Annotated in this window: 11 protein-coding genes; 8 read left to right on the top strand and 3 right to left on the bottom strand. The window is 63.5% G+C overall.

Translation table 11 applies throughout. The features are described from left to right. The first annotated feature begins 159 nt into the window (after positions 1–159). From GLS_RS10205 to GLS_RS10225, 5 genes are all read left to right on the top strand, one after another. On the top strand, positions 160–3,138 hold the full coding sequence (locus tag GLS_RS10205) for a TonB-dependent receptor domain-containing protein (RefSeq protein WP_193363815.1): 2,979 nt from the start codon (positions 160–162) through the stop codon (positions 3,136–3,138). A gap of 163 nt (positions 3,139–3,301) precedes the next feature. Further along, complete coding sequence (locus GLS_RS10210; protein WP_041112140.1) at positions 3,302–3,688, top strand: hypothetical protein; 387 nt, start codon at positions 3,302–3,304, stop codon at positions 3,686–3,688. Continuing rightward, positions 3,688–4,641 (top strand): hypothetical protein, encoded by a 954-nt coding sequence (locus GLS_RS10215; RefSeq protein WP_041112141.1) that lies wholly within the window; start codon positions 3,688–3,690, stop codon positions 4,639–4,641. Before GLS_RS10210 ends, GLS_RS10215 begins: the two co-directional genes overlap by 1 nt. Positions 4,642–4,692: 51 nt before the next feature. Then, positions 4,693–5,550 carry a heavy metal-binding domain-containing protein gene (locus GLS_RS10220; RefSeq protein ID WP_052327556.1) on the top strand — a complete coding sequence of 286 codons (858 nt, stop codon included), beginning with the start codon at positions 4,693–4,695 and terminating at the stop codon, positions 5,548–5,550. A 1-nt stretch (position 5,551) separates the two neighbouring features. Beyond that, positions 5,552–6,793: a toxic anion resistance protein gene (locus GLS_RS10225; protein ID WP_041112142.1), complete on the top strand. Its 1,242-nt coding sequence runs from the start codon at positions 5,552–5,554 to the stop codon at positions 6,791–6,793. On the opposite strand, the gene GLS_RS10230 is transcribed toward GLS_RS10225, so the two are convergent. After that, on the bottom strand, positions 6,784–9,717 hold the full coding sequence (locus GLS_RS10230; protein WP_041112143.1) for an ATP-dependent DNA helicase: 2,934 nt from the start codon (positions 9,715–9,717) through the stop codon (positions 6,784–6,786). The genes GLS_RS10225 and GLS_RS10230 overlap by 10 nt on opposite strands. A 210-nt stretch (positions 9,718–9,927) precedes the next feature. Here GLS_RS10230 and GLS_RS10235 point away from each other — a divergent pair, with 210 nt between their 5' ends. The 3 genes from GLS_RS10235 to GLS_RS10245 are packed head-to-tail and all read left to right on the top strand — an operon-like array spanning position 9,928 to position 14,393. Beyond that, positions 9,928–11,559: a lysine--tRNA ligase gene (locus GLS_RS10235; RefSeq protein WP_041112144.1), complete on the top strand. Its 1,632-nt coding sequence runs from the start codon at positions 9,928–9,930 to the stop codon at positions 11,557–11,559. 54 nt (positions 11,560–11,613) lie between these two features. Beyond that, entirely contained in the window at positions 11,614–13,695 is a 2,082-nt protein-coding gene (locus tag GLS_RS10240; RefSeq protein WP_041112853.1) for a lysylphosphatidylglycerol synthase domain-containing protein, read from the top strand. Continuing rightward, complete coding sequence (locus tag GLS_RS10245; protein ID WP_011253425.1) at positions 13,692–14,393, top strand: MarC family protein; 702 nt, start codon at positions 13,692–13,694, stop codon at positions 14,391–14,393. The genes GLS_RS10240 and GLS_RS10245 overlap by 4 nt, the downstream gene beginning before the upstream one ends. Here the strand turns inward: GLS_RS10245 and GLS_RS10250 are convergent, their stop codons facing one another. Beyond that, entirely contained in the window at positions 14,394–14,999 is a 606-nt protein-coding gene (locus GLS_RS10250) for a uracil-DNA glycosylase family protein (protein WP_041112145.1), read from the bottom strand. Next, complete coding sequence (thpR, locus tag GLS_RS10255) at positions 14,996–15,559, bottom strand: RNA 2',3'-cyclic phosphodiesterase (protein ID WP_041112146.1); 564 nt, start codon at positions 15,557–15,559, stop codon at positions 14,996–14,998. Before thpR ends, GLS_RS10250 begins: the two co-directional genes overlap by 4 nt. Positions 15,560–15,659 lie beyond the last annotated feature (100 nt).

Here is a 15,659-nt window from a genome sequence, read left to right on the forward strand (position 1 = left end):
ATAACGAAAAAACGGGGGCGGGGTATAACTGTTGCGTGGAGAACACATGTTGCATTCAAGTGCTCCGTAAAAGCATGGCTGGTATGTATTTTCCGTGACAGTAACGCTCTGACATCTTTAGAGAGGGTCCATCATTCTTCTGAAGGATCTTGTTCTTTGATGAACACATCTCGTCGCCATTTGTTGCTGTGTGCATCAATTCTCGGAGTTGGGACCCTGTCCGGGACGGCTTTCGCCGATTCCACGACGCAGCCGGAACACCGTTCCCACAAGGTTGTGCATCACAAGGCTTCCACTTCGACGGCTGCGGCCCGGAGCACGCCAGCCGCTGTTGCTGCTCCTGCCGCCACAACGTCCGTTGCTGTGCCTGTCGCCACGACCGCGCCGGCTTCCTCCAGCCGCCGTCGTGCCGCGCTTCTTGAGGCGCAGGGTGTCTCGGGTGGGACCGAGCGCATGGTTGTCACGGGATCGGCTCTGGCCTCCTCGAACAACCAGAACGCCAACCCCGTCCAGATCGTGACGGCGAAGCAGATCCAACAGACGGGTGCTACGACGCTCAGCGACTTCTTCGCGCGTATTCCGTCCATCGGCGGAACGGGCACGAACAACTCGGAAACCAACGGTACGGGCGGTGCGTCCTGCACGGACATCCGTAACCTTGGGTCCAACCGCGTTCTCGTGCTGATCGATGGCAAGCGCGCCACGCTGAACGGTCAGTCGAACTGCATCGATCTGAACGCACTGCCGGTCCAGCAGATCGCCAGCGTCGAAATCCTGAAGGATGGCGGTTCCGAACTGTACGGCGCGGATGCCGTGTCGGGCGTCATCAACATCAAGATGCGTCATAACCTCTCGGACGGAAACATCACGATCCGTGGTGGTATCACCGGGCAGGGCGACAACGATACGGGCATGATCTCCGCCTACAAGGGCTGGAACTTCGATCATGACAAGGGCAACCTGACGCTGTTCGGTCAGTACATGACGCAGGGCGGTGTCCTGCAGCGTGACCGCAGCTGGGCCAACCCGGTGCAGCTGTCCGATAACCCGGTGGGTTCGGGTGCAGAGACCTTCGGGTCCGGTTATTCCAACTATACGCATGTCCAGAGCGCATCGGGCCTGAACGCTGCCGTTGCACCGGACGGCAAGACGGTCAGCGAATGGGGCACGAACAACCGTTATGACTACGGTCGTCACCAGAGCCTGATCAACCAGCTTCAGGATGCCAGCCTCTCGGGTGATTTCCACTACGAGTTCAACCGGCACGCCAACCTGTATTCCAATGTGATGTACTCGCATCGGACCAGCTCCAGCTACATGGCGGCCGAGCCGTTTGACGGTTCTGTCCAGCCCAGCACGCTGCCGTCCGTTCTGACGGTGCCGGCGAATGATCCGAACAACCCGTTCGGTCAGGACGTGGACATCACGAAGCGTCTGACGGAGCTCGGGGATCGCCGCGACGAGAACGCAACCGACACGGTCACGGCCAAGGTGGGCGTGAACGGTGAGATTGCTTACGGCTGGGATTACGACCTGTCGTATACCTACGGTTCCAACATGTCGACGGATCACCTGGAGAACGTGGGTTCGTACACGAACCTGCTGAACGCCTATGGTCTGCAGCAGACGGACCCGTCCAGCGCGACGAGCGCTCTGGTCTACAACCCGTCGGTCTGCCCGTCTTTCGGGTGCAGCAATCCGTTCGGGACGATGGGCAGCCAGGCTGCGTCCTACGTCAACTACAACACGAACACGCATTCGCATTATCAGCTTCGTGACTGGAACCTGCGCATCAACAACAACCACGTGACGACGATGCCCTGGAAGGGCGGCGGCGATCTGGGTATTGCGGTGGGCTTCGAGCATCGTGGCGAGCAGCTGACCAACACGCCTGACGAACTGATCAGCAGCGGCCAGAGCCTGACCAACACGGTTCTGCCGACCAGCGGTGGCTTCGACGTGACGGAAGGTTATGCGGAAGCCAAGGCGACGCTGCTGAAGAACGTCTTCCTGGCGAAGGATCTGACGGTTGACGTGCAGGGTCGTGCGTCCGGTTACAGCACGACGTCGGACACGGCGAAGAACTGGAAGGCGTCCATCAACTGGGCACCGACGCAGGATATCCGTTTCCGCGGCACGATCGGCACGTCCTATCGTCAGCCGAACGTCTATGAGCTGTATGGCGGTCAGTCGCTCAGCTACAACCTTGCCAACGATCCGTGCGATGCGGGCCAGGTCGGTACGTATGGTGCTGCTTCGGCGGCGGTTGCGGCGACCTGTGCGAAGCAGGGGATCAACACCTCCACGTTCCATCAGTCCGGTACGGGTCAGGTTCCGACGCTGGGTGGCGGCAATGCGCATCTGGCACCTGAGATCGGGCGGACCTACACGTTCGGTACGATCATCACGCCGCGCTGGATCCCGAACCTCTCCATCTCCGGTGAGTTCTGGCACTACTCGGTCAACCACACGATCAGCGCGCTTCCGACGCAGTATATTCTGGACGGATGCTACACCGGCACCAGCCCTTCGCTGTGCAATACGATCAACCGTCTGTCGAATGGCCAGATCAATACAGTTACGGCGACGAACCAGAACACGGGTGCGCTGCATGAGAGCGGCGTGGACTTCGATTTCGACTACCGCATCCGTGTGGCACGTCACGATGTCCTGTCGGTCTCCAACAACTTCCAGTATCTGCTGAACTACACGCAGCAGCTGGTTCCCGGTGGCGCGTTCACCAACTACACGGGTGCGCTGCTGTATGCCGGTGGTCCGAACAACGCCAATGCGTCCTATGGTATTCCGCGCGTTCGTGACTATGCGACGTTCGGCTGGACCCATGGTGCGTTCACGGCGACCTATATGGTGCAGTTCATCGGCGGTATGCGCTGGAACGATCAGTCCGAGTTCCTGAACTCCACGACGGCTGGTCGTTACAAGACGCCGATGATGATCGAACAGGATCTGACGCTGGCCTATCGCTGGAAGAAGTGGAACTTCGAGAGCGGCATCAACAACATCACCAACAAGAAGCCGCCGTTCGTGGCCAGTGGCGTGGATAACAGCGCCGGCGCGACCTATGGCAGCTTCTACCAGGGACGTTATTTCTTCCTGCAGGCCGGTCTGAACTTCTGATCCTGTCAGTCTGAAAAACGGCCTGGACCTTTCGGGGTCCTGAAGAGCCCCCGGCCTTTGTGGTCGGGGGCTTTTTTTTGTGCGAACTTTCCGGGGGCGTAATTTCCTGATTGACGGGCGCGGAAACCTGTCGAAGTGTAACAGGGATCTCGGAGAGGGGCTCATGAGCGGGAATATCGACGATCTTGCGGCGCTGATCAGGGAAGCCGAGGGCGGCCGTGAGCGCTTTCTGGAGAAGTTTGCCGTGTTCTGCGAGCAGGCTTTTCCGCGCCAGACGACGGTGTCGCGCAGGGCCCGGGGCTGGCTGAAGCGGACGGTTGAGATCGAGGGGCTTTCCCTGCGGTTCGAGACGCGGGTGTTTGAGCTTCGGCGTGAGGGCGCTGCGGTCGTAGCCGGGATTGCGCATGAGGTTCGCGGCGTGGTCATCAGCCGCAAACAGGTTCCTGTCCGGGACTGGATCGTGCAGCTGCGCCAGAAGATGCATGAGGCAGGACTGGCGGTTTCGGGTGAGGGGCAGGCTGCGGCGGAACTGACGGATTTTCGGCCGTGATGAGGCTGTTTCCGTGGTCTTCAGGTCCGAAAAAGGCCCCCGAAACGCGGGCTTTTCATGAACTTGAGGGGCGTCCCCGGCCTCTGGTGCGGCTGGGATCGGTGCGGCAGGCATTGCTCGCGCCGTCGATGGCGATGGTGCCGATCGGGAATGTTCATGCGGAAACCTGGTGGAAATCCGGTTTGAGCTGGCAGGCCGTGCATGAGGCGGGCTGGCGGACGGCGACGGACCGGATCCGTGAGCAGGCGCGGGCGCTTGGGGCGGATGCGGTTCTGAATTTGCGGTATCGGCTGGAGCATCATGGCGGGGCGCTGGGGTTCATGCTGCATGGCGAGGCCGTGCGGGTGCCGCAGCTTGAGCGCCGCGGTGTGATCCCTTGTGTGCCGTGGAATGCGGCGACGCTGGATGTGGCGCTTGCGGCGGGGATCGTGCCGGTGAGTTATGGCGTCGGGACGTGGGAGGAGGTCCGGTATACGGGGCCTCTGGAAGGTTTTTTCGACGCGATGAAGCTCGGGGAAAGCGCGCTTCTGACGCAGGCCAAGCGGGCGGCGCGGGATGCGGCGGCGCAGAGCTTGCGGAACGATCCGGTCTGTCAGGACTGGGACGGGGCGCTGGGACATGACGAGACGGTCGGGCTGATGGTCCGGTCGGAGCGGGGTGTCGTGAAGTCGATCCGGGTGCGGGCGGCTGTGAGCATTCTGGGCTATTGGCGAATTGGCGGGCAGGGTTCCGTTTCGCCTGCGATGCTTTGCGGGCTTGAGGAGACGGTTCGGACCGGCATGCAGCACCGGCCATTGTTTGCCGGGGTGTCCAACCGGATTGAAGTTGAGGAAGAGACCGGGGAAGGGCGCGTTGAGGCGGCTGTTCTGGGGCTTGAGGCTGGCGGCGAGGTCGTCAGCGAAGTGGCCGAGGGGCTCGGTGGTCTGTTCGACGGGCTGGGTGATCTTTTCTGAGGTTCGTTTTGGACGGCCTCGTGTTCTTTTGGATTTTGCAGCGGGATTCCCATGGGTATCTTTGATCAGGTTCCGGGTTTTGACAGTCTTCCTCCTGGCTGGGGCGGCAGCGGTGCTTCCGAACCGGCGCAGGGTGGTGAGATGCCGCCTGTGAGGGCTGCTGGCGGGCGGGTTGCGACTTCGGATTTCAGCGTGCGCGAACTGCTGGTTGTGGAGCAGGCCGGGTTCCGGGCGCTGGGTTTGTGTCTGGGGAACAGCATCTGGAAGGTGCAGGCCAATACGCAGTTCCGTAACACGTCCTATGAGCTGACGGATCTGACGGGGGCCATGTATGGCGCGCGTGAGAAGGCGGTCGAGATCATGCGCGAGGAAGCTGAGCAGCTTGGCGCGGATGGGATCGTGGGGACGCGGCTTGAGATTTCGCAGCTTGCCGATAGCGGGATGCTGGAATTCCGGGCGTTCGGGACGGCCATCGTGCATGCAGAAGGGCATCCGGGGTATCGGCGGCCGGACGGGCGGCCGTTCACGTCCGATCTGTCGGGGCAGGATTTTGCGTTGGCGCTGCGATCGGGGCGGCGGCCGCTGGATCTGGTTCTCGGATGCTGCGTACAGCATATTCCGCGCCGCAGCCTGATGACGACGCTTAAGCAGGCGATGCAGTGTGTGGAGCTCGATCTGTTTACGCAGGCCTATTACACAGCGCGCGAGCACGCGATGGAGCGGATGTCGGCCCATGCGGCGGAGGTCGGGGCCAATGAGATCATCGGCACGACGCTGCGCGAGGAATCGCATGTCTGGGGCGATCATATCGTCGAGTTTCTCGCGGTAGGGACGGCGATGTACGATACCGGTAAGCCGGACCCGGAGTTTCGCATCGATCCGACTTTCACTCTGACGCTGGATGACTGACATGAGTGCTGACGAGACCAGACCGCTGGATCTGAGCGATCTTTATGCCGACGAGCCTGCGCCCGCTCCTGTGAAGGCTGAGGCTCCGGTTGCCGCTGGAGCTGTGCAGGTAGAGCTGGAGCCGATGCCGGCTTTTCCGCGGCTGGTGGAAATCAGCCGTCTGCCGGCGGATATGGTCGAGGAAGCGCATCGACGGGCGGAGATGATCGATTTTTCGGATCTGAACACGCTTCTGTCGCATGGCATGGGTGCTCTGGGGGAGCTTGCGAAGGTTTCGGACCGGATGCTGGCTGGGCGGACGCTGGGCGAAAGCGATGCTGTTGGGGAAATCGCGGCGGGTGTTCTGGATGGCGTGAAGATCCTGCGCATTGGCGAGCTTCAGAAGCTGGCGCGGGGCGAAGGTGCGGCTCCGGGTGGGTTTCTGGCGAAAATGGGCGGTTTGCTTGGGGGCGCGAAGGATGCGCTCAGCGGGTTTGCCGAGAACCGCAAGAAATTCAATGCCCTGATGGATCAGCAGGAGGCCAAGGCGCGGGTCACGATTGCCGATCTCAAGCGGAACATCACGTCATTTGAGGACATGTATCAGGCGCTTCGGCAGGGTGTTCGTGAGCTGAATATCGACATCGCGGCCGGGCAGCTTGCGCTTGAAGAGGGCGAGCGGAAAGTTGAGGCATTGCGGCAGCATGCTCTGGAGACGCAGGATCCTGTGGATGCGGCCGAGGTTATGGAATTGCGCGGACGTCTGGCGAATTTTTCGGGGCATCTGAGCGAGCAGCGCGAAGGGCTGATGCGGGCTGCCCTGACCATTCCGATGATCAAGAGCACGCGTGAGGCGGCGGAAGCGCGGATCATGGCGCTGCATTCGGCGCTGACAAAGACCATTCCCAATCTGAAGGCGGCCTGTGCGGTGGCGGTGGGGCAGGTGGATAACCGCAATGCCGCCACGGCGCGCGATGCGCTGAATGAGGCGGACCGCAAGATCCTTGGGCTCGTGGCGGATGGTGCGCTGGATGCGGCGCGGACGACGGCGTCCAGCCGAGGTGTGGACCCGCGGCAGATGGAAGCGCTGGCACAGGCAGCGGACAAGGTGACGCAGGCTCTGGGCGAAATGGCGCAGAATGACAGGCTCGCGGCCGAGCGGGCACAGGAGCAGGAAAAGGAGCTGCACCAGCTTCGGGATCGTCTGGCAACCAGCATGCGCAGCCTGGCGCAGCAGTCGGTTCAGCCCCTGGGTCAGCCCTGAAGGAGGGGCGGTCCGTTTTCCTGTTCCTCGGGGCGCAGAAAGCGGGCGATGTCTTCCAGTGCTTCGGCCAGTGGCATACGGCGGACGTCCACGCCGTCGGGGAAGGCGGAGAGCAGGCGTGAGGGCATGCGGCGGTCCAGCATGACGAACACGCCGCGATCGGTGCCCTGACGGATCAGGCGTCCGAAAGCCTGTCGCAGGCGCATGCGGGTGATGCGGTCGTCGTAATCGCCGGGGCGGCCTTCGGAGAGCAGGCGGCGACGTTCGCGGTGCAGGATGTCGGGGCGGGGCCAGGGGGTCTTTTCGAACACGACCATGCGCAGGGCTTCGCCGGGGACGTCTACGCCATCGCGCATCGCGTCCGTGCCCAGCAGGCAGCTATGGGTTTCGGTGCGGAAGACGTCCACCAGGGTGGTGTTGTCCATGGCATCGACATGCTGTGCGTAGAGCGGGAAGCCCTGCGTTTCCAGCGGTTCGTGGATGCGGCGGTGGACTTCGCGCAGGCGGCGGATGGCCGTGAAGAGGCCAAGCGCGCCGCCGCCTGCCGTTTCGAACAGAGCGCGGAAGGCGTGGGCGAGGGACGGGATTTCGCCCGAGACGTCGGTGATGACATAGGCGCGTGTCTGCGTGGCGTAGTCGAACGGGCTCATGACCGAGGCACGGATGGGCGGCTTGAGGAAATGCGTGGCGCCCAGACGCAGTTCGGCGGCGTGCCAGCTGGCCTCGTTCTGTGTGTCGCCATGGCCGGTCTGGTCGCGCAGGGTGGCGGACGTCATGAGCAGGCCATGGGCGGGTGTTTGGATGGTCGAGACGAACGGAATGGTCGGGTCCAGCCAGTGCCGGTACAGGCCGATGTCGTGGTCGCCCTGTGTCGCGCGGGTGCGGGGCAGGCGTTCGGTGCGGATGAAGTCCACGAAGGTGGGGGTGACGTCCGGTTCGGGAGGCGTTTGCAGCGCGTCCAGCATGCCGATCCAACCGGAGAGGCGGCTGATGGCGCGGCGGTGCAGGGTGCGGATCATGGCCTCGATGCGCTGGCGGGTCGGGGCGTCCATTTCCGCATCGTCCTCGACCTGTGCGGCGAGACGGTCGGCCAGCATCCTGATGGGATCGCGCAGGCGCGTGAGGGCGCGGCTGAGGGTTTCGGCGGTGCTGGCGACATCCTCATTGACGGGGTGCAGGTCGCACTCCGCCGAAATATAGCCGTCGCGGCTGTCCTTGGTCTGTCGGGCGCGGAGTTGGTGGTCCAGGGCGCGCAGGAAGGCTTCGGACGGGTTTTCCGGCGCGGGCTCTTCGGGGATCAGCAGGGGTGTTTCGCCGGGCAGCGGGGGAAGGTCCGGGTCCTGTTCGGGTTCGGTCTGCGGGCGCAGGCGCGTGCTCCAGCCGGGGGCGGGCAGGGCGCGGGCGGCCTGAAGTGCGGCCTGAAGCGGCGTGTCGATCATGGGCAGGCGTTCGACCAGATCGTCCAGCCGGCGTTGCAGACCACGGGCGCGGGAGCGGCTGCCTTCGGCGCCCAGCAGCCAGCGTCGGAGTTCGGCGGCTTCGAGGCCGGACAGGGCCGTGGCGAAGGCGCTGTCGGCGGCATCGGGGATGTGGTGGCCTTCGTCGAAAACGTAGCGCGTGGGGGTGGTGTCTTCGTCGGGCAGGCCTGGTGGGGCGAGCGCGGCCCAGGCGGCCTGTGAGAGGACGAGAGCGTGGTTGGCGACGACCAGATCGGCCTGACGGGCGCGGCGGATGCCGTGTTCGACGAAGCAGGTCTGGTAATGCGGACAGGCGGCGTGGATGCATTCGCCCCGTCGGTCGGCGACGCCGAACAATGTGCCGTGGCCGAAGAGTTCGCCGAACCAGCCCGGGAGGTCACCGCCCATGAGATCGCCGTCGCGGCTGGCTTCGGCCCAGCGGGCGAGCAGGGCCATCGGGAGCAGGGCGGCGTAACCGTCAGGGCCGCGGGAAGTGGCGACGTTAAGCAGGTCTTCCATGTTCAGCAGGCACAGATAGTTCTCGCGACCTTTGCGGACGACGACCTTCTCCCGCAGGGTCGTTTCGTCCGGGTAGAGGCGGCGGAGTTCCTGCTCGATCTGGCGCTGGAGGTGGCGGGTGTAGGTGCTGACCCAGACGGCACCGTCATTCTGCTCGGCCCAGAGGCTGGCGGGCGCGATGTAGCCCAGCGTCTTGCCCGTCCCGGTTCCGGCTTCGGCGAGGACGACATTGGGGGAGCCGATGCTTTCACGTGGCTCGAAGGCGGCCGTGGCGACGGAGGCGAAATCGGCCTGACCGTGACGGATTTCGGCGTTTTCTCCTAGGATATCGCGCAGGCGCTGGCGGGCTGCGTTTGGCGAGACGGGCTGACTTCCGGGCGCGGGGCGGGGGGCGGTTTCTTCCCAGCGCGGCAGGCGTTTCCAGATGCGGATGGCTTCGTAGGGGTGCGCGCCGGTGGTGTCTCGCGGAGTGCCGAGCACGTCCGTGATCTCGCCGCTCCAGGCCCAGCCGGCGCGGGTCAGGGGGACCATCAGGGCGCGCAGGCGGGCGCCCTCGGGTGTTTCGGCCTTGTGGCGCAGTTCGTCGAGCAGGGTTTCGCACAGGATTGGAAGGAGGTCCGCGCCGATGGTTTCGGGCGGTTCGATGCTGAGGGCGAGGGCCAGTCCGCGCGGGGTAGGGGCGACGGTTGTCGCGGGGCGGACGAACAGGAAGAGGTCCAGCAGGTCGAACCAGGGAACGGGCTGGGACAGCGGGGAGAGATCCAGCGCGCGCAGGGCGGCGGGACCGTGGACCAGAAGGGGTGGGGGGAGCTGGGTGAGGCGCTCGCGCGTTTCTTCTGCCGTGAGGTCCAGCAGTTCGCCATCCGGGGTGAGGAGCGAGGACAGGCCGCGACGGGCGACGAGGGCCGGAGCGTCGAATGGCGAGAGAAAGGTGGGGGCGCGGGGCATTCTCGCCACTGTAGCGGGTAGGGGAAAATCCGGCGAGGATGTTTTGCGGGTTTTGCGAACGGAACGTGAAAGCTGGCTGTCTGCAAGGGCTTGGGAAGCGCGGAAAAATCCCTGAAATATTTCGTAACCACATGGATGTGTCTGGTTGAAACCGCAATGTGTCGTATTGCTTGACCGGGGAGAAGTGTCTCCCTACCTTTTCCGGTAATCATGCAGAAAACCAAGACACCTATCGCCCCGTCCCTCTCTCCTGACGCGCCGCTTCCGAAAGCATGGCCGTTCGAAGAGGCACGAAAAATCACCGCGCGCATGGACGCGCGCGCATCTGATGCTTCGGAGCAGGCTCCGGCCCTTCTGGAAACGGGCTATGGTCCGTCGGGTCTGCCGCATATCGGCACGTTCGGCGAAGTGGCGCGGACGACCTGGGTGCGTCAGGCCTATGAGGCGCTGACGGGCCGTCCGACGCGTCTGCTTGCGTTCTCCGATGACATGGACGCGCTGCGCAAGGTGCCGACCAATGTGCCGGAACAGGAGATGCTCGCGCAGCATCTGGGGCTGCCACTGACGCGGGTGCCCGATCCGTTTGGCGAATATGACAGCTTTGCCGCGCATAATAACGCGCGCCTTCGCCAGTTCCTCGACAGTTTCGGTTTCGATTACGAATTCGCCTCCGCCACGCAGTATTATACCAACGGCACCTTCGATGCGGCGCTGCGCCGTATGCTTGAAGTCCATGATGAAGTCGTGGCGACCATTATTCCGACGCTTGGTCCGGAGCGCCGCGCGACCTATTCGCCCGTTCTGCCGATCCATCCCGAGACCGGGCAGGTCATGCAGGTTCCGATCATCAAGGTCGATCCGGAGGCCGGGACCGTTGTCTGGAAGGACGAGGCCGGCAAGACGTTCGAGACGTCCGTTCTGGGCGGTCATGCCAAGATGCAGTGGAAGGCCGACTGGGCCATGCGCTGGTATGCGCTGGGCGTGGATTATGAGATGTCCGGCAAGGATCTGATCGACAGTGTGAAGCTGTCCTCGAAGATCTGCCGTATTCTGGGCAAGGAGCCGCCTGCGGGTCTGACCTATGAGCTGTTCCTCGATGCGCAGGGGCAGAAGATCAGCAAGTCCAAGGGCAATGGTCTGTCGGTTGAGGAATGGCTGCGTTACGGCACGCCGGAGAGCCTGGCGCAGTACATGTTCCAGCAGCCGACGCGGGCCAAGCGTCTGTTCTTTGACGTCATTCCGCGTGCGACGGACGACTACCTGACGCTTGTGCAGAAGGCCGAGACGCAGGAAGGGCCGGAGCTGATGGCCAATCCGGTGTGGTTCATCCATGGTGGGACGATCCGTCCGGAAGACACCAGCCCGGTGTCCTATACGGCGCTGCTCAATCTTGCGAACGTGGCGAATGCCGACAAGCCGGAGACGCTGTGGAAGTTCCTGCGGCGCTATGATCCGACTCTGTCGCCCGAGACGCATCCGTATGTGGACCGGCTCGTGCACTGTGCGCTGACCTATTTCAAGGAGCAGGTGTACCCCAACAAGACCTATCGTGCGCCGACAGAGACCGAGCGGAAGGGACTTGAGGATCTGGCGGACGAACTTGCGAAGCTCGCGCCGGATACGGCACCGGGCGATGTGCAGGATGTCGTGTTCGAGGTTGGCAAGCGCTATTTCGCCAAGCCGGAACTGCGGTCCTGGTTCGGGTGCCTGTATGAAGTGCTGCTCGGACAGACCGAAGGGCCGCGTTTCGGGATTTTCGCTTCCCTGTTCGGGCTGCCGGAGACGGTCGGCCTGATCCGGGATGCCCTCGCGCGGCCTGTCGAAGAGCCTGTGCAGGACTGAGCCGTGGGCATGCCCGGGGATAACAGACCGCAGGATGTTCAGGTGTCTTCCGTGATGGAAGAGCAGAGCCTGTCTGTGGATGTAGGGGCGGCTGACGGGGCATGTGCGGAGACCGGGCAGCGGAAGCGGCGGTGGCAGGTGTTCATGTCCCGTGCGCCCGCTCTCGTGGGGCTGGTCCTGCTGGTGGCGGCGGTTGTCGTCATCTGGCGGGAACTGCGGCATCTGTCGCTGCATGACATCATCACGAGCCTGAGCGCCATTCCGGATTCCGCACTGCTGGCGGGTGGTGCGGCGACGGTCCTGTCGTACTTCATCCTGTCTTTCTATGACCGGCTGGCCTGTCTGCATGTCCGGGCGAAGGTGTCCTACCAGCGTTCAGCGTTTGCGGCGTTCTGCTCCTACGTGCTGTCCCATAATCTGGGATGTGCGGCGATTTCAGGGGCGGCGGTACGTTTTCGGCTCTATCGGAGCTGGGGCGTGGCGCCGGGGGCGATTGCGCAGATCATTGCGTTCTGCTCGGCGACCTATCTGCTGGGGACGATGGCGCTGATTGGCGGCATCCTGATCCTTGAGCCGCATGCCGTGCCGGTGTTGTCCCATTTGCCGGAGTTCCTGCTTCGTCTGGCGGGGCTGGTGCTGTGGGGTGTGTTGCTGGCTTATGTGCTGGTGGCGCGCGTGCGGCGGCATGTGCGGATCTGGAAATACGAGATCGAGCTTCCGGGACCGGGCATTGCGATTGCGCAGATCGCGGTCAGTGCGGCGGACATGGCCGCGACGGCGCTGATTGCGTATTGCGTGCTGCCTCCGCTTCCGCCCGAGGCACATTTCGGGTTCGGGACGTTCCTGGCGATCTATCTGGCGTCCTATACGGCCGGGCTCATGGCCAGTGTGCCGGGTGGCCTGGGCGTTTTTGACGGGGCCATGCTACTGGCGTTGCAGGCCTATCTGCCGGCGTCGCAGATCATGGGCGCCATCCTTGTTTTCAGGCTTTTCTATTACATCATTCCGCTGCTTCTCGCGGGATTGATGTTCGCGGGGCATGAGCTGTTCCTGCGCGGTGAGCAGGCTCTGGTTTCGGCGGGGCAGACGCCGCGGCGGGTGCGGCCCAGTCAGGTCATCCGTGAGTCGGAAGCGGATTTTTCCGTGGCCGTGGCGACGAGTGTTCAGGCGGTCGTGGGCATTCTGCTCGTGCTTTACGCGCTGGTGGCGGATTTGCCGCCGCTTCAGACATCCCTTGGGGCGGCTGTGTCACAGATCGCGGATCTGCTGCTGACGGTGGCGGGTGTCGGGCTGGTGGCACTGTCCTGGGGGCTGTCGCAGCGCGTGGCGCTGGCCTGGAAGTTTTCCCTCGGAATGCTGGGTTCGGCGGCTCTGCTGCTGATGCTGCGGCATGCGCCGTGGGAAGGGCCGGTGGTCATCATCCTCGTGATGCTGCTGCTGCTGCCGTTCCGGAACTGCTATTATCGCCGGGCGCATCTTCTGGCTGCACCGCTGACACCGTCGATGCTGGCGCCGCTCTCGCTCTGGGGGCTTGGGCTTATGGGTGTGGGCTGGGTTGCCGTGCAGCGGCATCTCGGGCCGATCTGGTGGCGGTCGATGATCTATGACGCCCATACGGCCGTCGGGCGCTGGTTTCTGGGGTTCTCGGCACTGTGCGGGTTCTATGTCCTGTGGCGCGGGATGCGGAGGACGCGGATCCGGTTCGAGGCCTGGACTGCGGAGAATGCGCATCGCTATCACAGTCTGGCCCATGCACTGCCGCAGTTGGGCGCGCGTCGTCCGACCGGGCTGTTGCTGGATGAAGCCGGGCGTGCGGCCATTCCGTTCCTGCGGACGGGGCAGTTCATTATCGGGCTGGGCGATCCGGCCGGGTCTGAACGGAACTGCGTTGCGGCGATCTGGCGGCTGCGGGATCTGGCGTTGCAGGAAGGGTGCAAGCTCGCCTTCATACAGGTTGGCCAGTCGCTGATGGCCGTCTATAACGATCTGGGACTGACGGTCTGTCCGGACAGGACGGCTGGGACGGTGTGCTGTTTTTCCGAGGATTATCGGATGCTGCGGGCTTTTCTGAAGGGTGAGGAACGGCTGGCACGCAAGCGCCAGCCACAGGCTGCGTCAGGTCTGACCGGTTCATGAGCCTGGCACCCGGGCTGGGGAATACGCTCAGCAGCTGGTTGATTGCCTTTCCGGCGCTCTTCTCGATCATTAACCCGCTTGGGGCGTCACTGATCTTCGCTCAGGCGACGGAAGGGCGCGATCGTCGCGAGGTTGTCGAACTGGCGCGTCAGGTGGCGCTGAATTCGCTGGGCATCATGCTGGTGTCCATCTGGTTCGGGAGCTGGATCCTCGGGTTCTTCGGAATTTCGATCAATGCGCTGCGGATTACGGGCGGACTGGTTGTGGCGTCGCGTGCCTGGCTGATGCTGCTGCAGCCTGAGACGTCCGAGGCGCGCAAGGAAAAGCAGGCGCTTCAGGGCGGTCGGACGGTGACGACACCGGACCTGCGGGAGACGGCGTTCTTTCCGTTGGCCATGCCGTTTACGGTGGGGCCGGGCAGCATTTCCGTAGCCATCGCGCTTAGTTCATCCACGCCGCCGAACATGCCCACCGCGGATTATTATGTCGGCGTATCGGCTGCCGCGACGACCATGGCGATCGTGGTGGCGGTCGTTTACGCCTATGCGGAGCGGGTTGTTGCGATGCTGGGTGTGACGGGAACGCGGATTGTCAGCCGGCTTGCGGCGCTGATCCTGCTGGCGATCGGGGTGCAGATCCTGGCGTCGGGCGTGGAAGGGTTCCTTGTCGAGGCGCTGAAACAGGCCAAGGCAGCCTGATCAGCGCCCCGCCAGTATCGCGTGAACGCGCTCGCGCAGGGCGGGAATGACATCTTCCTGAAACCATGGCGCTTTTCTTTCCCAGACGCCGGTACGCCATGAGGGGTGGGGCAGGGGAAAGTATTCGGGCAGATAGTCCCGGAAATTCCTGACGCGTTCCGTAACTGAACCGCGTCCCAGAACATGGTTCTGGGAATAGCTTCCGACGAGCAGCGTCAGGCGGATATCCGGCATGAGGGAAAGGACGCGACGGCGCCATAGCGGGGCGCATTCCGGGCGGGGCGGGTTGTCGCCGCCTTTGGGAAGGCGTCCGGGATAACACAGGCCCATCGGAAAAATGGCGATCTGGCGCGTGTCGTAAAAGATGTCTTCTGAAATGCCGAGCCAGTCGCGCAGGCGGTTGCCGGAGGGATCGTAGAAGGATTTTCCGGCGATATGGGCCTTTGTGCCAGGGGCTTGGCTGGCGATCAGGATTCTCGATGTGGCGGAAGCGTGGATCAGAGGCCGGGCGCCGAGGGGAAGATGAGCCTCGCAGACACGGCAGGCCCGGACTTCCGTGAGGAGTGCCTCGAGGCGCTCCTCGGGTGACGGAACGGACAGGGTCATTCTTCCTCGGGGATCAGCGGCATTTCCGGCCGCCAGGCATATTCTTCGCGGGGAACATAGACGTGCTCGCCCAGGCTCCGGAGGCTCTCGAAGAGTGTAACGTGCTCTACGGACATGGGTTTGCTGCGGAAGAGATTGTGCCGCTGGACCCATTTGATGGCATCGGCCCGCTGGTTCGGGAAAAAATGCCCCAGGGTGATGGTGGGTTGGAAGCGGCGCTTGGCTGGAGGGCAGCCGGCACGGCGAAGGGCGCTTTCGACCTGGGACTGCAATGCGTCCAGCTGGCGGGTGCGTTCGACCCCGATCAGGAGACTGTCCGCCGTGAGGCCTTCACGGATGTCGGCCTGCGCCAGAGAGAGTTCGAAAGGCTGCCAGGCAAGGCGGGAGAGGGCGAGGTCGATTTCCTCCAGCCGGTGCCGGTCCGTGATCTCTCCGATGAAGCGGAGGGTGATGTGATGGTTTTCGGCTGGAACCCATTGCACGCCGGGCATGGAACCGCGCATCAGCGCAAGCGTTTCCCGGACATCGGCAGGAAGGTCGAGTGCGACAAAAAGTCTCAAGAGGCGCGTTTCCCATGAAAAAGAAGTAAGGGGCGGCGGAGTATTCTTGACCCTTCCGGCAAAAACCCCACATTCAGTCCGAGTGTACGGACGGCCCTCC

Source organism: Gluconobacter oxydans DSM 3504 (genome assembly GCF_000583855.1).
GTDB lineage: Bacteria > Pseudomonadota > Alphaproteobacteria > Acetobacterales > Acetobacteraceae > Gluconobacter > Gluconobacter oxydans.